This is a genomic window from Leptotrichia rugosa (genome assembly GCF_041200005.1).
Classification (GTDB): domain Bacteria; phylum Fusobacteriota; class Fusobacteriia; order Fusobacteriales; family Leptotrichiaceae; genus Leptotrichia; species Leptotrichia rugosa.
In genome coordinates this window covers 1,778,763-1,798,100 of sequence record NZ_CP165644.1, presented here as the reverse complement: position 1 = coordinate 1,798,100, position 19,338 = coordinate 1,778,763, and the positions used below count along the sequence as shown (strand labels likewise).

Here is a 19,338-nt window from a genome sequence, read left to right as displayed (position 1 = left end):
TTGGAGAAAAAATTGGAATTATTATCAATGATATATGGATTTATAGTATTTTTACGAAATAAACTTTTTGATTTAAATATTTTGAAATCTAAAAAAGTTGACAGAGTAAAAGTGATTTGTATCGGAAATATTGTTGCGGGAGGAACGGGGAAAACTCCAGCTGTACAATATTTTGTGAATGAATATTTAAAAAAAAATATGAAAGTTGGGATTTTGAGCCGAGGTTATAAAGGCAAGAGAAAGACGGATTTGCTTTTGGTACGTGATGAGAAGAAAATTTACTGCACTTCAAAAGAATCTGGAGATGAAGCGTTTTTTCACGCTGAAAATTTTAAAGTTCCAGTAGTTGTGTCAAAAGACAGATACAAAGGTGCAAAATTTTTGAAAGAAAATTGTAGTGTTGAAGTTATTATTATGGACGACGGATTTCAGCACAGAAAACTTTTGAAGGATGAAAATATTGTTTTGATTGATGCGACGAATCCTTTTGGGAATAATAAATTTTTGCCGAAAGGTAGACTTAGGGAATCGATAGATTCGTTGAATCGTGCAGATGAAATAATCATTACTAAAAGTAATTATGTGGAAAAAAAAGAAATTTTAAAAATTTTGGAAAAAATAAAGAAATATGAAAAAAAAGTTTTTTTTGCCGTTTTTGAGAGCGATTATTTTTACAAATTAAATTTTGAAAATGATGAAAAATTTGGTAAAATAAATAGTGAAAATAATAAAAATTTTGAAAATAAAAAAAATAAAATTTCTAAAAATATTATAAAAAATAAAAATATTTTAATTTTTTCATCTATTGCAAATCCTGCGACTTTTTACAAGACGATAAAAAATTTGGCACCAAAAAATGTGGATGAAATTAAATTTTCAGATCATCATTTGTATAGCTCTGAAGATTTTGCAGAAATTCAGAAGAAGAGTAAAAACTATGATTTTATTGTAACGACGGAAAAAGATGCCGTCAAAATTCATAAAAATATAGAAAATTTGATTGTTTTAAAAATGAAATTTGATTTGAAAAAAGATTTTTAAAATTATAAAAAATAAAAAAATAATAAATAAAATGGAGAAAAAAATTAGATAAAAAAACTAAAAAACTAAAAACTAAAAAACTGGAAGGAGAAAGTTTTGGAGATAAAAAGTTTTTCACAATTTATTTTGGAACATAAAAATCGTTTTGAAAAAAGAAAATATTTTATTTTGGACAAAAATTTTAAGATTGTTCGTAAAGAGCCATCTTTTATACTTGAGATGGCTTATATTTATTGTGAAAATGAAAAAAAAGATGAAAAAGTTTTGGAAAATATAAAAAGTGAATTTGAGAACACATTTTTGGAAAAAGAAAAAAATGTAAAAAGACAGTCTAAAATCGAAGCTAAAAAATTGGAAGATAGTTTTATTAGAAGTCTTTTTAACAGGGAGAGCATTCATGCACTAAAACTTGGAAACGAAATGTTTTACAAAAATAAGAAAAAATTTTTTGAAATTTTATATAATTTTTCATTTGTTTCGGCTGATGAAAATAAATTTATAAAAACTTTTTTTGCAGAAAAAATGGTTGAAAAAATTGTTCTTGAAAATGGCGAAAAATATTCAAATATAAGATTTTTTGTGGAAGAGATTTTAAAAAATATTTTAAATTATTTTACAAAGTCGCAATTCTGTTTTTTGGATTTTGAAGATGAAAAAAATATAAAATATTTTTTGGAAAATGAAATTTCTATGCTTTATAAAAAAATTTATGTGGAAAATTTTGACAAAATTATAGAAAAATATGAGATCCGAAATGTGAAAAAAATAAATTTTGAAAAAAATTATAATTTTGAAGAATTATCAGAAAGTAAAAAAATATTATATAATTTTATTTAAACATAAAAATAAAAAAAACAAGTAAAAAAATAGAGAAAGGGAAAAAGATGCTAGAAATGAGATATATCCGTGAAAATTCGGATAAAGTAAAAGAATTTTTAAAAAATAGAAAAAGTGATTTTGATTTGGATGCACTTTTAAAATATGATGAAGTGAGAAGAAATTTATTGCAAGAAGTGGAAATGCTAAAAAAAGAGAGAAATGAATCAAGTTCATTAATTGGAAAATACAAAAAAGAGGGAAAAGATACGGCTGAACTGCTTTCAAGAATGCAGGAAGTGAGCGCAAAAATAAAAGAATTGGACCAAAAATTGGCTGAAAATGATGAAAAACAGCTTTTATTGAATTATACAATTCCAAATAAACTAAGTCCTGATACGCCAATTGGAAACGACGAAGACGACAATGTTGAAATTAGAAAATGGGGAACCCCAAGAGAATTTGATTTTGAAATAAAATCTCACGATGAATTGGGAGTTAATCTTGGAATTTTAGATTTTGAAAGAGGTGCGAAACTTGGTGGTTCAAGATTTACAGTTTATAAAAATGCGGCTGCTAGATTGGAAAGAGCGTTAATTGCTTTTATGATTGATGTTCACACTCAAGAAGAGGATTTTGAAGAAATTTTCACGCCACAGCTTGTAAAAAAAGAAATGATGATTGGAACTGGACAACTTCCTAAATTTGCTGAAGATGCTTATAAAATCGAAGGGGAAGAAATGTATTTAATTCCAACAGCAGAAGTAACGCTTACAAATTTACATAATGGAGAAATTTTAGATGAAGAAGAATTGCCTAAACATTACTGCGGATATACAGCTTGTTTTAGAAAAGAAGCTGGTTCAGGTGGACGTGATTTAAAAGGACTAATTCGTCAACATCAATTTAATAAAGTTGAAATGGTAAAAATTGTAAAACCTGAAACTTCTTATGACGAACTTGAATCAATGGTAAATAGTGCAGAAAAAATCTTGCAGAAATTGAATTTACCATATAGAGTGATTTCACTTTGCAGTGGAGATATAGGATTTAGTGCTGCTAAGACTTATGATTTGGAAGTTTGGGTGCCTAGTCAAAATAAATATAGAGAAATCTCATCTTGCTCAAATACAGAAGATTTCCAAGCAAGAAGAGCTATGATTAAATATCGTGATAAAGAGACGAAAAAAAGTTATTTTGTACATACATTAAATGGTTCAGGACTTGCAGTTGGACGAACATTACTTGCAATTATGGAAAATTATCAGCAAGCTGACGGAAGTATTGTAATCCCTGAAGTTTTAGTACCTTACATGGGTGGAATGACAGTTATTAAGTAAAAAAATATTTCTTTAAGATTGTCATAAAAAAATGATTAAAATTCGTGAATTAAGTTAAAAGGAGGAAAATCATGAAACAAATTATATTCAATATTTTGAAATTTTTGGTTGTTGTGATAATCTTTGGAGGAATAGTAATTTTTTTAGAATGGTGTGGATATTTGAATCACAATGAAGCACTTGCTCTATTTAAGGGACATAATATTCAGGGGCTTGATATTTCCCATCATCAGGACAAAGTAAATTGGACAAGGGTTGACAAAAAATATAAATTTATCGTATTAAAAGCGACAGAGGGGCAAAATTTTTTGGATTCGGATTTTTCATATAATTGGAATAACGCAAGATTAAATGGATTTACAGTGGGAGCGTATCATTTTTTTACTATGACAAGTGGTGGAGAAGCCCAAGCAGATTTTTATATAAGCAAAGTTCCCTATTCAAACAGGACTTTACCGCCGATTATAGATTTAGAAATCTCCACAAAAAAATATAAAAAGAGTGAAGTTTTGCCAGAATTGAAAAAAATGATACAAAAACTAGAAAATTATTATCAAAAAAAAGTGATTTTTTATGTGAATTACAAGACATATAACAGTTACATAAAAGGAGAATTCTTGCAAAATAAGCTTTGGATAACGGATTACAAGTATTATCCGAGAATAGTGGAAGATGATAGATGGGTAATTTGGCAAATTTCTAAAAAGGGAAGAGTCGAAGGAATACCTGGTTTTACTGACAAAAATGTGTTAAGAAAAGGGATTACGGTGGAGAGATTGATAGAAGACAGTAAATTAAATTAAAAAATAAAAATTATTTTATTTTAATTATTGATTTTTATAAAAAAATTTGGTAACATATAAGTGGGAAATTAATTTATTAATTAAAATATTTAGGAGGCAAAAAAAATGAAATATCATTTTAAAGATTTAGGGTTAGTAAACACTAAAGAAATGTTCGCTAAAGCAAACAAAGAAGGATATGCAGTTCCAGCATTTAACTTCAATAACATGGAACAATTGCAAGGTATTATTGAAGCAGCTGTTGAAACTGGTTCTCCAGTAATTTTACAAGTTTCTACAGGAGCTAGAAAATATATTGGTAAAGAAATGTTACCTTGGATTGCTAAAGCTGCAACAGCTTATGTTAAAGCTGCAGGATCTGACATACCAGTAGCATTACACTTGGATCATGGTCCAAACTTTGAAGAAGCTAAAGACTGTATCGAATATGGATTCTCTTCAGTAATGTATGATGGTTCTCACCACCCATATGATGAAAATGTTGCAGAAGCTAAAAAAGTTGCTGATTTTGCTCACCAACACGATGTAACAGTTGAAGCTGAATTGGGAGTTTTGGCTGGAATTGAAGACGATGTAAAAGCAGCTGAACACATTTATACTCAACCTGAAGAAGTTGAAGATTTCGTATCTAAAACTGGTGTTGATTCATTAGCAATCGCAATTGGAACTTCTCACGGAGCTCACAAATTTAAACCAGGTGAAGATCCTAAATTAAGATTAGACATCTTAGCTGAAATCGAAAAAAGAATCCCTGGATTCCCAATCGTATTACACGGTTCTTCAGCAGTACCTCAACAATTCGTAAAAATGATTAAAGAATATGGTGGAGAATTAGCTGACGCAATTGGTATACCTGATTCTGAATTGAGAAAAGCCGCTAAATCAGCAGTAGCTAAAATTAATGTAGATACTGATGGAAGATTAGCATTTACTGCAGGAGTTAGAGAAGTATTTACTAAAAACCCTAAAGAATTTGACCCAAGAAAATATTTAGGACCAGCTAAAGACTATATCAGAGATTATTACAAAGATAAAATCAAAAATGTATTTGGATCTGATGGAGCTTACAAAGCAGGTTCTGCAAGATAATAATTTTAATTAAAAAAATTAAAAAATTAATTCAAAAAGGAAAAGTTAGTGTAATTTTTATTAATTTACTAACTTTTTCATATAAATTTGCATTGATTCTTTAAAGTGAGATGAAAATTTTTTTTTTTCATCTTTTTTTTGTAAAATATTTATAATTAATAAATAAAAAGACTGATAAATAAAATAAAAAATAAAATTAATATTAAGTGTAATACTAAAATAATAATAGCGATAATTATAATTTAAGGAGGAAAAATGAAAGTAAAAGGAAACACAAAATATATATTTGTTACAGGTGGTGTTGTTTCTTCGCTTGGGAAAGGAATTGTTGCGTCGTCGCTTGGTAGACTTTTGAAAGAGAGAGGATACAAAGTGACAATTCAAAAATTTGATCCATATTTAAATGTGGACCCAGGGACAATGAGTCCTTATCAGCACGGGGAAGTTTTTGTTACTGAAGATGGTGCGGAAACTGACTTGGATTTGGGACATTATGAGAGATTTATCAATGAAAATCTTACACAGTATAATAATCTTACTTCTGGAAGAGTGATGTCAAGAATTATTGAAAAAGAAAGAAGAGGAGATTTTTTAGGAGGTACGGTTCAAACAGTTCCTCATGTTACCGATGAAATTAAAAGAAATATAAAACTTGCAGGAGAAAAAACTGGTGCAGATTTTGTAATTACTGAGATTGGTGGAACAATTGGAGATATTGAAAGTGATCCGTTTATTGAAGCTATTAGACAGTGGAAAAGAGAAGCTGGAAGAGAAAATATCGCTTATATTCATGTGACTTTGCTACCTTATTTAAAAGCGGCAGGAGAGCTTAAGACAAAGCCTACTCAGCATAGTGTAAAAACATTGCAAGGACTTGGAGTTGCACCTGATGTGATAGTTGTGAGAAGTGAACATCCAGTAGATCAAAATATTAAGAAAAAAATCTCTATTTTTTGTGACATTGATGAAGAAGCCGTGATTGAGTCAGAAGATGCCAAAAGCCTTTATGAAATTCCATTGACAATGGAAAAATTAGGACTTGCTGATGTGATTTGTAAACATTTTAATTTAGAAAATAAGAAACCGTCTTTAGAAGGATGGAGTAAAATGGTAGATAAATTTAAACATCCTAAAAAATCACTAAAAGTTGTGGTTGTCGGAAAATATGTGGAATTAAAAGATGCTTATATAAGTATTCATGAATCAATAGAACACGCTGGATTTAATCTTGATACAAAAGTAGAAATTGATTATTTGAAAGCTGGAGATTTTGATGTAAAATCGCTTTCAAAGTATGCTGGAATCTTGGTTCCTGGAGGATTTGGAGATAGAGGGATTGGTGGAAAAATAGATGCAATTCAGTATGCAAGAGAAAATAATATACCATTTTTAGGAATTTGCCTGGGAATGCAGATGGCTTGTGTAGAATTTGCGAGAAATGTGCTTGGGTATAAAGATGCAACTTCGACAGAATTTGACAAAGACACAAAAACTCCTGTAATTAGCCTTATGGAAGAACAAGAAGGAATTGAGGATATGGGAGGGACTATGAGACTTGGGGCTTATCCATGTGTTTTAAAAGATGACAGTATTGCGGCACAAGTTTATGGGAATACTGAAATCGCTGAAAGACATAGACATAGATATGAGTTTAATAATACTTACAGAGAAGAATTTGAAAAAGCGGGAATGGATATTGTGGGATTATCTCCAAATGGAAAATATGTAGAAGTTGTGGAAATAAAAAATCATTCTTATTTTGTGGCTTGTCAATATCACCCTGAGTTTAAAAGCAGACCAAATAGACCTCATCCACTATTTACTGGATGGATAAAAGCCGCTATAAAAAAAATCGAAGGAAAGTAGGAAAAAATTATGAATATTCAAAAAATTAGAAAAAATGTAAAAAAATATTTGGACGAAAAAAGATATAATCATGTGGAAAGAGTGGCAAAATGTGCAGTTGAATTATCAAAAATATATGGAACGGATCCATTAAAAGCTGAAACTGCTGGGATTCTTCACGATGTGGCAAAATTTTTTGAAATACCTAGAATGCTTGATTTGGTTCGTGGAAAATATCCTGAGATTGAAAATAAAATTTTTTGGACAAATGCGATTTTACACGGATTTGCAGGAGCTGAGTTTGTCGCAAAAAATTATGATTTGTTTGAAGTTGACGACGATGACATTTTTTCTGCGATAAAATATCACACAATTGGAAGCGAAAATATGACAACTTTGCCTAAAATTATTTATTTGGCTGATGCGATTGAAGAAAAGAGAGATTGGGATGGTGTAGAAACTGCAAGAAAATTGGCAAAAGAAGATTTAGATTTGGCAATAAAATTTGAAATTGACAGAAAATTAGAATATTTACTTGAGAGAGATTCGGTTATTCATCCAAATATTATTAAATTTAGAAATTCTATTTTAAAATAAAAACTTTAAAAATTTAAAAAAATTAAAATAAAAGTTATTTAAAAATTTTATATTTTTGAGTAACTTTTTATTTTTATTTATATATAATTTATTATATTTATATATTATTTAAATTAAATTACTTAAATTACTTACTTATATTTACATATAACTTATTTTTTTATGAAAAAATTTGATTTTTTTATAAAGTTGTGATAATCTAAATAAAAAAATAAAAAATTAAAAAGGGAGATGAAAATAGATAGTTATGAGCATAATTTTAACATTGATATTACTTGGAGTTATAGTTTTAATTCATGAATCGGGACATTTTTTTATGGCAAAATTTTTTAAAATGCCTGTTTTTGAATTTGCGATTGGAATAAATTTAAGATTTTTCACGGAAAAAGGGAGAGACGGTTTATTCAATTCGTGCTTTGCCGCTTGGAGGATTTGTCAATATTGGCGGAATGCAGCCAGAAGAGTTTGACTTTGAAAATTTTAAAAGAGAAAAAATTGATGAGATTGCCGAAATTTTGAAAGAAGAAGAAGATTTTAAAAATTTAGAAATGGACGACGAAAAATTTGTGGACGAAGTGGAAAAAAGAGTGAATCTTGAAATGAGAGAAGAAGAAAAAAGACAAAATTACATTTCTAAAAATGGATTTTATACAAAATCTCCGTTCGCAAGATTTGCTGTTCTGATTGCTGGAGTTGTAATGAATTTTATTTCGGCAATAATTGCGATTTTTATAATGCTTTCTGTAACTAATATGAAACCTATGGAATTGACAGAACCTGTTGTCGGTGTAGTTAGAAGCGACTCAAAAGTCAATGGGAAGCTGGAGAAAAATGATAAAATTTTGGAAATTAATGGGAAAAAAATTCAAAATTGGAAAGAGATGACTAAAGAAATTTCAAAAATTGGTAAAAATTATAAAGACGAAGATATTTCGCTAAAAATTTTGAGAAATAATAAAGAAATGACTCAAAATGTGAAATTAACTTATTACAGTGAAGCTAAATCAAATTTGCTTGGAATACAAGTTTTGCAAAAAAAATTGACTTTTGGAGAAAAGATAAATTCGACTTTTTATACATTTAAAGATTATTTTAAAATGACACTTGACGGTGTAAAAATGCTCGTCACAGGGAAAGTTGGAATGAATGATATGACAGGACCTGTGGGACTTCCAAAAATTGTTGGAATGGCTTACAGTAACGGTGGTGCTTTGGCTCTGCTCGGTATATTTATTTTGATTTCAATAAACATAGGAATAATGAATTTGCTTCCGATTCCTGCTCTTGACGGAGGAAGAATTTTATTTGTTTTGCCAGAATTTTTCGGAATAAAAATTAATAAAAAAATTGAAGAAAAAATACATATTATCGGAATGATATTTTTGATGGCTATTATGTTAATAATAGTATTTTTTGATATAACAAAGTATTTTTAGAATAAAAAAATATTGACAAAAGGGGGAAAAAATTATATTATATTTATTATATTAAGTGACTTATTAGTCATTTAATATAATAAAAAAATACGATTTTGGGAGAAGAAAAGTTGGCTAGAAGTTGTGAAAAGGAGAAAAAAAGAGAGAGAATTTTAAAAAAATCTTGGGAATTATTTAAAAAAAATGGGTATGAGGAGACAAAAATTGAGAGGATAACAAAGGAAGTGGGAATATCCAAAGGAAGTTTTTATACTTATTTTAAGACAAAAGAAGATGTTTTGTTCTCGATTTTGGAAAAAATAGAAATTGAAATCGAAAATTCTATAAATGATATAGATACTTCTGAAGAACCGTCAAAAGTTTTGTATAATCTATTAGAAAAAAGAGTGGAGCTATTTTTGGGATATGTTCAAAATATGAAATTGGAAAATTTGTATATTATGAAATCAGGTCAAATTGATGAATTTAAAAATAAAATAACTATCTTTTATACGACTTATATTAAAGAAAATATCATAAAAAATTATGGAAATAAAAAAATTTGGAATTTGGAAATTATTTCAAAATATATAAATTCTTCAATTGAAGGTTATTTTTTGGAAGAGATTTTTGAAAATAAAGGGGTAGATAAAGATTTTGAAAATAGAGCCAAAATAGCGATTAAAGAAATTGCAAGGTTCATAGATAGTGCATTAAAATAGACTTACGAGGAGGAAAAATGAAAAAAAATAATTTGAGAATACTGGTATCATTATTATTGTTTATTGCGATTCCAGCTTTTGCTGAAAAAATCTCAATTCAAGATGCGGCTGAGATGGCAATTAAAAATAATAAAGATATTAAAATAGCGATGTTAAAAACCGAACAAAGTAAAATTGATGTGGATAAGGCGTGGTCCAAAAAGTTTTTCACAGTTGGTTACACAGCTGGAGCAAATACATATCTAAATAAAAATTTTTCCAAAACAGGAGAAAAATTTCAGCATTATTTGACATTGTCACAGCCAATTTACACAGGTGGAAAGTTAAAGTTAGGGCATGAAATAAGTAAAGAGAATCTGACATTGTCACAGCTTAATTTGGATAAAGTGAGAAAAGATACAATTCTTGATACAGTTAAAGCATATATTGATGTCTATGATGCTATGAGTACACTTGAAGTTTTGCAGAAATCTAAAGAAACATTGAATCAAAATTTGAAGACGCAGCAGGAGCTGTATGATTTGAGAATGACGACAAAACCTGAATTTACAGAAGCCCAGAGAAGTGTGGCTGATATTGACGCACAAATTGTGGAACAGGAAGGAAATATTGAAGTTTCAAAAGAAGCACTTGGGATTCTGATTGGAGTGAAAGATAGCTCACAAATTGAAATAATTCCTTTTGGAGTCGATGACAACTTCACTTCAACAGTTAAATTGGATGAAGATTTGGCAAAACTTAAAACTGATAATACAGAATATAAAATTGCAATGAAACAAAATGATTTAAGTAGAAAAAATGTGGAAGTGGAAGAAGCTTCTTTTAAGCCGTCTATAAATGGAGTCATTAATTATGGGACATTGCAAGGGCAAGATAGATTTGGAAATATTTTAAAACCGAGAAATTTTTCGACTTCTGCGGGAGTTAATTTTAGCTGGGATATCTTTGACTGGGGACAGAGAAAAAATAATGTGAGATATGCTAAAAAAACTCAGGAAATTTCTTCTGTTCAAATTGATCAGACACTTGACACGGTTACTGCAAATATGAGAAAAACTTATTTTCAGCTAAGATCGCTTGAAAAAAGTATAAAAGCGTTGGAACTTGCGGTACAAAAAGCTGAAGAGTCGTATGAAATGGAAAAAGAAAGATATGCATATAGACTTATCACAATGGAAAATTTATTGCAGTCGGAAACTAGTTTAAGACAGGCTCGTGTAAATTATGCTCAGGCAAAATTAAAATACTATTATTTAGTTTCAAAATATGGAGCGTTTTTGGATTAATAATTTAGATTAGAAAAAATGGGAGGAATATATGAAAATTAATAAAAAAATAGTTGCAGTAGTGGCAATTCTAGCGATGTTTTCAATTTCATGTGGAAAGAAAAAGCTAAAGATGTCTAGCTCTTCAAGACCAGTGAAAGTTCAAATGATAGGTCAAAATGAAATTTCTATAGGATATTCTGCCAGTGGAACGATAAAAGGGATTGAGGAAATACCGTATACAGCGACTTCAAGTGGAGAAGTAGTGGCAATTAATGCACAAAATGGAGATTATGTGAATGCAGGACAAGTGATAGTTTCGATTGAAAATCAGGCGGCTAAATCTGGAGTGAGATCGGCAGCTTCAAATGTTCGAACGGCTGAGTCAAACATAAGTTCGGCAAGAGCGGATATTAGTGCATCAGAAGGAAACATAAGTTCAGCACAGGCCGCTGTCGAAGAAGCAAGAATTAACTTTAGAAAATATCAAATGCTGTATGACAAAAGGCTAATAACGGAAACTGATTATTTACAGGCAAAAACACAGTTAAGTGCGGCACAAGCTAAGCTAGATTCAGCAAGAAGCAGTTATCACACAGCAGTAAATTCACTGTCTGCCAGAAGAAATAGTCTTGATTCAGCACAAGCGGATCTTGATACAGCAAGAGATACAAATAGTAAATCAAGCATAAAAACGAAGGTTTCGGGAGTAATTGCCAATATGAATTTGGAGAGAAGTCAAGAAGTTTCAAATGGACAGCAATTGTTTACTTTAGTTAATGAAAGTGAAATGAAATTGGAAATTGGAGTTTCAGCCGATATTGTTCAGAAAATTCAAATTGGAACACCAGCAACTGTTAGAATTGACGACTTGAAAGGAAAAGAAATCAATGGTGTAGTTTATGAAGTTGCGGCAACAGCTGATTCAGAGAGTAGACAATTTATTGTAAAAATAAAACTTCCAAATGAAAATAGAGAACTAAGAAGTGGAATGTATGCAAAGGCTAATATTTCAACAGGAGCAGAAAATGGTTTAGTAATTCCCAAAAAAGCCATTGTTGTAAGAGGAGTTCAACAAGTTATTTATGTCGTGCGAAATGGAAAAGCAGTAGCAATTCCTATAAATATAACAAATCAAAACGAAACATTTGCGGCAGTGACAGGGCAAGGTTTAGATTCTGGTGACGAATTAATTGTCGATGGACAAAATGTTGTACAAGCAAATGAAAAAGTCAAAATTGTCAGATAGTCATTTTGCACAAATTTAAGGAAAGGAGTACACGATTTTTATCGTGTGAAAAAAAATGACAGTAGCAGAATTTGCAACGAAGAGAGTAGTGTCGACAACGATGATACTTATATTTATGATTTTTGCTGGTTGGGTAGCGATGACAGGTATGAAACAGGAAAGAATACCAGATTTCGATATACCGATAGTTGTTATTAATGCCACTTGGACGGGAGCAACAGCGGAGGATGTAAAAACACAAGTATCAAAAAAACTAGAAGATGCGGCATTAAATGTAGATGGAATTAAAAATATAACAACTTCATCTTCTTATGGTTCATCAGTAGTTACGATAGAGTTTAACTATGGTGTAGATACGGATATTAAACAGGTACAAGTTCAAACACAAATAGATAAAATAAAAGGACAATTGCCAGATGATGATAACTTTAAAGATCCTACAGTATCAAAAATGGATGCGACAGGTAGTTCCAATATGGCACTGATGATTGGGATTACTGGGAAAAATAAAGAGTTAATAACATCATTTGTTGAAGAAACATTACAGCCTAGATTGAAGAGAAATAGAGGTATTGGTAATATTTCTGTAATGGGTAATGCGACAAGACAAATTAAAGTTTGGTTGAATCCATCTAGATTAAAGGAGTATAATTTGTCAGCGGCAGAAATTTATAGTAAAATAAAAGCGGCTAATACGGTAACACCAGCAGGTACAATAACTGATGGGACGAAAGAATTTATCTTAAAAGTTGATGGAGAGTTAAAAGAGCTTGATCAAATTCAGGATATTGTTATTTCAAATCAAAATAATCAAACGGTTAGATTGGCTGATGTGGCAAAAGTTGAGTATGGAACAGAGGATCCAACATCGTATGTAACATATAATGGAAAAGAAATGGTTGCTGTTATGATTCAAAAGAGTAAAGATGGTAACTTGGTGGAGGTTGCGAAAAAGGCTAAGGAAACTTTGAAAGAAGCAAAACCATTATTTCCAGAAGGTTCTAATTATAATATAATAGTTGATAACAGTGAACAAGTTAGTAAATCAATACAAAATGTTGCGAGTTCCGGGCTGCAAGCGGTTATCATTACAATTATAGTGCTTTTTGTATTCTTGAAAAACTTGAGAGCATCATTAGTTGTAGGAACATTGATTCCAATTTCAGCAATGTTTACATTCTTCTTGCTTACAACACAAGGGATAACACTGAATATGATTTCGTTAATGGGATTGTCACTTGCGGTTGGGTCACTGGTAGATAACGGGGTTGTTACGCTGGATAATATTTTTGATCATATTCAGGTTAATAAGGAACCAGCAAATGTAGCAGCGATACGAGGTACAAATGAAGTAATTCTTCCAATGATGGCATCAACGGCAACTTCAGTTTGTGTATTCTTGCCAATTATATTATTTGACGGAATAGCTAAGGAAGTATTTAAGAGTATTGCGTTTTCAATGATGTTTGCGTTGTCAGCTTCGATTATTGTTGCGATGTTATGGGTTCCGATGGCTTCAAGTTTATTTTTAGATGTTAAAAAAATCTCAGAAAATTCTGAAAAAGCTGCTAGATTTAATACATTTAGAGATAAATACAAGGAATTAGTGGCAAAAGTATTGGAAAATAGATGGAAAATGGTAATTGGAGTTGTAATAGCATTTGTAGTAGTTGTATTTGGAATAGGAAAAACAGTAAAAACTACATTCTTTCCAACGATTGATGATAATCAATATTCGGTGGTTGCGACGCTTGCGACAGGATTAGATTTAGATGTATCGAGAGATATTGCGAATAAAATGGAAGCTGTTGTAAAAGCAGATCCAGTAACTAAAGATATAAATGTACTTGCTTCAAAGGGTGCAGCGGTAATAAATGTCGATGTAAAAAAAGACACAATGAAAGCAATGAACCGTGTTAGGGAAAAATTAAAGGATTTACCAAATGTAACACTTGCAGTTTCGCCACAAAAAGCAGGAGGTCGTTCGTCGCAGAAAGATTATTCGTTTCAAATAGAAGGTGATGATCCACAAGAATTAGACAGAATTGCAAATTCAATAATGAATGACATGAAGAGACAGTCTTGGTTTAAAGATGTCAAGTCATCAACTGAGGGTGGGTATCCACAAGCTAAGTTGGAAGTTGATAGAGTAAAAGCAGAAAGTTATGGAATAACTGTAACAGATATTACTCAAATGTTATTTATGACAGCTTCTGGATCTGCAAATCCGATTGATGTAACTCAAAGTACAGAAACATTGGATGTAGTATTGGAATTGGAAAAAAATCAAAAAAATTCATTGAATAAAATTATGGATTTAGAGATAAAAACTAATAAAGGAACTTATGTTAGATTAGGAGATATTGCTACAATGCAATATGAAGAAAGTGCTTCAACTATTTCAACAGAAAATGGTACAAGAATTGTAACAGTTGGTGCAAACTTGGATAAATCAAAAGGATTTAACGATGCAGCAGCATTTATTCAACAGTCATTCAAGAAAACAAATCCAGCTGAAGGATACAAAATTGGGGTAGCAGGACAAGCTAAAAACCAATCTGAAATGGGTGGACAAATTATGAAAGACTTGTTGCTTGCGATTGTGTTGATTTATACAGTACTTGCGGTTCAGCTAGAATCATTTATATTGCCGCTTATGATTATGACAACATTGCCGCTTTCTATGATTGGAGTAATTTTTGGATTAGCGATAACTAGAATACAACTTAGTATGTTCGTTATGATCGGTATTTTGATGTTATTTGGTATGGCGGTTAATAATGCGATTGTAATGCTTGATTTCGTTGCAGGATTGCGAAAAAAAGGCTGGACGATACACGATGCCTTAGTAGAAGCCTGTGGTTCAAGACTTCGACCAATTTTAATGACAACACTTACAACAGTATTAGGATGGCTTCCAATGGTATTTTCAAGTAAAGGAAGTTCGGGATACTATCAAGGTATGGCAATTGCAGTAATGTTTGGACTTTCATTCTGTACGGTGTTGACATTGTTTTTTACACCAGTATTGTATTCATTAGTTGAAGAAAGAAAAGAAAGAAAACAAAAAGAAAGAGAAGAAAGAAGAAGACAAGAAAAAGAAGAAGAAAGAAGAGGATATGCTAAATAATTCAATTCTTTGATTTATTGAAATGTTTGATAATTTATAAATTCACGGGTTATCAAATAGAGTTAAATTTATAAAAGTTAGAGAGGAGAATTTTGTGAAAAGATTAGAGATATATTTTGATTCATTTTATACGGAAAAAATGAAAGAAGAGTTAAGAGAATATGGAATAGAGCAATATTTTATTGTTCCAACTATTCATAGTTCCTGGAGCAAGGATTTTAAACATTTTAATACACATGTTTTACTAGGAACAGATAGTATTTTAATTACTTATTTGGAAGATAGGCATGCAGAAGAAATTTTACGGATTATAAAAATTATGAAAATAGACTTAGGTCGAGGAATTTCGATGGGAGCGGTGATGTTATCAGTAGATGATATCATTTTGTAAAATAAAAAAATCAGCAGAGATGCTGTTTTTTTATTTATATTTTTGTTTAAAAATTTTTAAATTTGTGATAAAATAACTTCAAGAAAAAATAGAAAGGAAGTAAAATTATGGAAAAAATAGTGGAGTGCAAAGATTTAAAAAAATCGTATAAAAATAATGTGGCACTAAATAGTATTAATTTATCCATTAATAAAAATAAAATAATCGGATTACTTGGTCCAAACGGGAGTGGAAAAACGACTTTTATTAAACTTGCGGTGGGACTTTTAAAGCCGACTTCGGGAGAAATTTTAATTGATGGATTGCCGATTGGCGTGGAGACTAAAAAGATAATCTCGTATCTTCCAGACAGGGATTATTTAGATAAAAATCAAAGTATTGATTCCTTGATTCAGTTATTTTTGGATTTTTATCCCGATTTTGATGAAAATGTGGCAAGAGAGATGTTAAAAGATTTGAAAATTGACACAGACGCAAAATTTAAGGCATTGTCAAAGGGAAATAGAGAAAAAGTGCAACTTATTTTGGCAATGAGCAGAAAAGCGAAGCTGTTTCTATTAGATGAGCCAATAGCGGGTGTTGATCCTGTTACGAGAGATTATATTTTAAATACTATAGTTAAAAATTATAGCAAAGATGCGACACTTATTATTTCAACTCATTTAATTAACGATGTTGAAAAGATTTTAGATGAAGTGATTTTTGTAAATAATGGAGATATTTTACTTTACGATTCGATTGAAAATATTAGAAAAGAGCATAATGTCAGTATTGACGAATATTTTAGGGAGGTGTTTAAATAATGTTAAAATTGTTTAAATATGATTTTAGAGCGATTAGCAGACGGCTTGTGCCACTTTATTTGGTGGCAATTATAATTGGAGTGGTAAATCAAATATGTACAGCGTTTGTCATACATTTAAGTGTCAATGTATCACAAGAAAATGTAAGCTTTATTATATTCTATATTTTAAAAATGATATTTTCACTTTCATTTTTTTTGATAATGTCATATGTTTCTATTTTAACTCTTTTTATTTTAATAACGAATTTCAATAATTCGGTTTATGGAAATGAAGGATATTTGATAAATTCTTTGCCAATAAGTTCAAAAAATTTAATTTTGGCAAAATATTTGAATTTTATATTTTGGACATTTGTTTCAGCGATATTCTACATAGTTTTTTACATAATTGGAATAGTTAATGGAATACTTGTAAGTGGTCAAAATTTAAAAACTTTGAGCTCAGAAATAAATATATTAAAACAGCAGATTTTTCATAATCCATATAGTGGAAAGATTGTGGGAATAATGATAATTGTGGTAATCTGTCTGATTTTACAACATCTTTTAAATTCTTGGATTTTTATGATGTGCGTAACTTTTGCAAATTTAGTAAAATCTAATAAACTTGTTATGGGAATAGTTACATATGTTGTCACAGGTATAATAATTGGAATATTTTATTTTTCGTTATTAGCGAGTTTTTTAGTAAAATTGGATTCTGACATTAGTATAAGAGAAACAATAATTTTTGATCTATTAAGAAATTATGGAATAACCTATATAATTTTTGTAATTCTTTTAAATATTGGAATTTTCTTTCTTGTAAATTATATTCATTCTAAAAAAATAGATTTGGAATAGAAAAAAGTTTCAGAATGTGCTATAATAAATGATAGTTAAAAATCGGAAAATTTTAAGGAAGGAAATTGAAAATGGGAAACAGCAGAAAAATGATTAAGAAATTGTCCATTATTATGATAGTAGTGTTTGCAATTGGAATGCTTGCAAGTGCGATACTTTTTTTAAAAAATACTATTTTTGGACAAATGTCAAACAGGGAAGTTATTGTAACGGTTAATAATGAGAAAATTTATAAAGATCAGTTTGAATCATATAGACAGATATTAAAAGATCAATTGTCACAACTAAATCAGCAAAAGGCACAGATGGGAATCCCTCAAGAAAATTTGCAAGATGTGCCAGATAGCATAACAGATGAAATAATTTTGCAAAATCTTATAAGTAAAGCGCTTTTAATTTCAGCGGCATCTGATTTTAAAATAAAAGTGCCAAACGGGGAAATTAATAGACAAGTAAATAAGGAAATTAAAGGTGTGAAAAAAGAAGAGCTTATGAATGCGTTGGCAGCTCGTGGCTATAGAAACTTAACTGATTATAAAAATGCAATAAAACAGAGTAAAATTATGCAAAAATTACAGGAAAAAATGTTTGGAAAATACCAGCTTTCTGATGCGGATGTGAAAAAAGCATTTGACAGAGAACAATACGCTGGACTTGCTGGAAAAGATTACAATGATATAAAAGTTAAGTTAAAAGAAAGTTTGCAACAAGATAGAAATGATGCATTGTTAAATTCTTATCTAGTAAAATTGAATGAAAAAGCGAAAATTGAATTTAAAAATCCTGAAATAAAAAAAATATATAACGATTCTAAAGTGATTGTAGCAAGAAATGGCGAATATAAAATATTAAATAAAACAGTAAATGAAAGAGTTTTAAAAGCTATTTCAGAGTCACAAGATGGATATTCTGAAAAATTATTAAACGATATAAAAGCTAATTTAAAAGTGGAATTGGATAAGTTAGTAAAAATTTCAGTAAAAGCAAAAGCTGCTGGATTAAAACCAGATCCAGAACTTGTCGGAGTTGACCAATTACAAGATTTGTCTAAAAGATATTACAATTCTTTAATTGACAACTTTAAAGTTGACGATGCGACACTAAAAGCTAAATTTGAACAGAAAAAAGATAGTTACAGCATTCAAAGCAGTGTTGGCGGATATGTAATAGGTGATGAATATCAGCCAAGTTCACAAGATTTGGAAAATGCTAAAAAACAGGCGCAAGAAATTATGAAGACAACAAATAAAAATAATTTTGCGCAAAAAGCTAAAGAATTCTCAAAAGATCCAGGTTCGGCCACTAAAGGAGGAAGCTTGGGAGAAACAACTGATCTATCTGGACTTGTCCCAGAATTTGCAAATGCGGTTAAAAATGGAAAAGCTGGAGATATAGTGGGACCTATTCAAACACAGTTTGGATACCACATTATTTATATTGAATCAAAAGATGCAAATAATCCAAATGTAGCAAAAGTTAGTCACATTCTGATTACACCAAATATATCAGAAGCTACAAAACAAAAAGTTGCACAAAAAGTTAATGACTTAAAAGCGCAGGTTCAAAGCGGAAAAGTTACTTGGGATCAAGTTGAAAAACAAGACAGATTTAACTTTAATGTAAAAGAGAGATTTAAAAAATTATTAAAAGGTGAAACCGTTCCAGGAATTGGAAAAGATGATGAATTAGTAAATAAATTATTTGCTTCTAAACTGAATGAAATAATAGAAAAAAATCTTCCAGTTGGTTATTTTCTAGTTGTAAAAACTTCAGAAATACCATTTACACCTGCAACTTTTGAAAATTCAAAAGAAAGAGCAAGATTGGAATTGGCGCACGAATTTGCCGAAAAAACTCTTGCAAGTATAAATTAATTAAATTATGAAAAGGACAGCTAAAATTAAATTTGTAAAAAAACTTTATTCAGTGAATAAGGTTTTTTTTATAATTGAAGTGTACCAAGATTTTGAACATAAACAAGGCAGGA

General features: G+C 30.0%; 15 protein-coding genes and 1 pseudogene. All 16 read left to right on the top strand.

Annotated elements, in window-relative coordinates:
- Positions 1–12: 12 nt before the first annotated feature.
- The 16 genes and pseudogenes from lpxK (at position 13) to AB8B22_RS09060 (ending at position 19,225) form a co-directional block, all read left to right on the top strand.
- Positions 13–1,041 (top strand): tetraacyldisaccharide 4'-kinase, encoded by a 1,029-nt coding sequence (lpxK, locus tag AB8B22_RS09135; RefSeq protein ID WP_369710877.1) that lies wholly within the window; start codon positions 13–15, stop codon positions 1,039–1,041.
- A 96-nt stretch (positions 1,042–1,137) separates the two neighbouring features.
- The gene (locus tag AB8B22_RS09130) at positions 1,138–1,878 is read left to right on the top strand and encodes a hypothetical protein (protein WP_369710876.1); all 741 of its coding nucleotides are present in this window, start codon (positions 1,138–1,140) and stop codon (positions 1,876–1,878) included.
- 47 nt (positions 1,879–1,925) lie between these two features.
- Positions 1,926–3,197, top strand: a complete 1,272-nt coding sequence (serS, locus tag AB8B22_RS09125; protein ID WP_369710875.1) for a serine--tRNA ligase — start codon at positions 1,926–1,928, stop codon at positions 3,195–3,197.
- Positions 3,198–3,268: 71 nt separating this feature from the next.
- Positions 3,269–4,000 carry a GH25 family lysozyme gene (locus AB8B22_RS09120; protein WP_369710874.1) on the top strand — a complete coding sequence of 244 codons (732 nt, stop codon included), beginning with the start codon at positions 3,269–3,271 and terminating at the stop codon, positions 3,998–4,000.
- Positions 4,001–4,105: 105 nt separating this feature from the next.
- On the top strand, positions 4,106–5,089 hold the full coding sequence (locus AB8B22_RS09115; protein ID WP_094079744.1) for a class II fructose-bisphosphate aldolase: 984 nt from the start codon (positions 4,106–4,108) through the stop codon (positions 5,087–5,089).
- 255 nt (positions 5,090–5,344) lie between these two features.
- Positions 5,345–6,955, top strand: a complete 1,611-nt coding sequence (locus AB8B22_RS09110; protein WP_369710873.1) for a CTP synthase — start codon at positions 5,345–5,347, stop codon at positions 6,953–6,955.
- Between the two features lie 9 nt (positions 6,956–6,964).
- Complete coding sequence (gene yqeK / locus AB8B22_RS09105) at positions 6,965–7,531, top strand: bis(5'-nucleosyl)-tetraphosphatase (symmetrical) YqeK (RefSeq protein ID WP_094079746.1); 567 nt, start codon at positions 6,965–6,967, stop codon at positions 7,529–7,531.
- 247 nt (positions 7,532–7,778) lie between these two features.
- Positions 7,779–8,967 (top strand): annotated as a pseudogene (locus AB8B22_RS09100) (M50 family metallopeptidase).
- A 110-nt stretch (positions 8,968–9,077) separates the two neighbouring features.
- A complete protein-coding gene (locus AB8B22_RS09095) occupies positions 9,078–9,668 on the top strand; it encodes a TetR/AcrR family transcriptional regulator (protein WP_157697348.1) in 591 nt (196 codons plus the stop codon).
- Positions 9,669–9,685: 17 nt separating this feature from the next.
- Positions 9,686–10,954 (top strand): TolC family protein, encoded by a 1,269-nt coding sequence (locus AB8B22_RS09090; RefSeq protein ID WP_369710872.1) that lies wholly within the window; start codon positions 9,686–9,688, stop codon positions 10,952–10,954.
- 31 nt (positions 10,955–10,985) lie between these two features.
- The gene (locus AB8B22_RS09085; protein WP_369710871.1) at positions 10,986–12,182 is read left to right on the top strand and encodes an efflux RND transporter periplasmic adaptor subunit; all 1,197 of its coding nucleotides are present in this window, start codon (positions 10,986–10,988) and stop codon (positions 12,180–12,182) included.
- A gap of 55 nt (positions 12,183–12,237) precedes the next feature.
- Entirely contained in the window at positions 12,238–15,312 is a 3,075-nt protein-coding gene (locus AB8B22_RS09080) for an efflux RND transporter permease subunit (RefSeq protein ID WP_369710870.1), read from the top strand.
- Between the two features lie 94 nt (positions 15,313–15,406).
- Positions 15,407–15,703: a PG0541 family transporter-associated protein gene (locus tag AB8B22_RS09075; RefSeq protein ID WP_369710869.1), complete on the top strand. Its 297-nt coding sequence runs from the start codon at positions 15,407–15,409 to the stop codon at positions 15,701–15,703.
- A 107-nt stretch (positions 15,704–15,810) separates the two neighbouring features.
- Positions 15,811–16,506 carry an ABC transporter ATP-binding protein gene (locus AB8B22_RS09070; protein ID WP_369710868.1) on the top strand — a complete coding sequence of 232 codons (696 nt, stop codon included), beginning with the start codon at positions 15,811–15,813 and terminating at the stop codon, positions 16,504–16,506.
- Positions 16,506–17,351 carry an ABC-2 transporter permease gene (locus tag AB8B22_RS09065; RefSeq protein WP_369710867.1) on the top strand — a complete coding sequence of 282 codons (846 nt, stop codon included), beginning with the start codon at positions 16,506–16,508 and terminating at the stop codon, positions 17,349–17,351. Before AB8B22_RS09070 ends, AB8B22_RS09065 begins: the two co-directional genes overlap by 1 nt.
- A 71-nt stretch (positions 17,352–17,422) precedes the next feature.
- Positions 17,423–19,225: a peptidylprolyl isomerase gene (locus tag AB8B22_RS09060; protein WP_094079755.1), complete on the top strand. Its 1,803-nt coding sequence runs from the start codon at positions 17,423–17,425 to the stop codon at positions 19,223–19,225.
- Positions 19,226–19,338 lie beyond the last annotated feature (113 nt).

Bases quoted from the DNA above. Each gene is read 5' to 3' on its own strand.
- serS (WP_369710875.1), top strand. From the start codon at position 1,926: ATGCTAGAAATGAGATATATCCGTGAAAATTCGGATAAAGTAAAAGAA.
- AB8B22_RS09120 (WP_369710874.1), top strand. From the start codon at position 3,269: ATGAAACAAATTATATTCAATATTTTGAAATTTTTGGTTGTTGTGATA.
- AB8B22_RS09115 (WP_094079744.1), top strand. From the start codon at position 4,106: ATGAAATATCATTTTAAAGATTTAGGGTTAGTAAACACTAAAGAAATG.
- AB8B22_RS09110 (WP_369710873.1), top strand. From the start codon at position 5,345: ATGAAAGTAAAAGGAAACACAAAATATATATTTGTTACAGGTGGTGTT.
- yqeK (WP_094079746.1), top strand. From the start codon at position 6,965: ATGAATATTCAAAAAATTAGAAAAAATGTAAAAAAATATTTGGACGAA.
- AB8B22_RS09090 (WP_369710872.1), top strand. From the start codon at position 9,686: ATGAAAAAAAATAATTTGAGAATACTGGTATCATTATTATTGTTTATT.
- AB8B22_RS09085 (WP_369710871.1), top strand. From the start codon at position 10,986: ATGAAAATTAATAAAAAAATAGTTGCAGTAGTGGCAATTCTAGCGATG.
- AB8B22_RS09080 (WP_369710870.1), top strand. From the start codon at position 12,238: ATGACAGTAGCAGAATTTGCAACGAAGAGAGTAGTGTCGACAACGATG.
- AB8B22_RS09070 (WP_369710868.1), top strand. From the start codon at position 15,811: ATGGAAAAAATAGTGGAGTGCAAAGATTTAAAAAAATCGTATAAAAAT.
- AB8B22_RS09065 (WP_369710867.1), top strand. From the start codon at position 16,506: ATGTTAAAATTGTTTAAATATGATTTTAGAGCGATTAGCAGACGGCTT.
- AB8B22_RS09060 (WP_094079755.1), top strand. From the start codon at position 17,423: ATGGGAAACAGCAGAAAAATGATTAAGAAATTGTCCATTATTATGATA.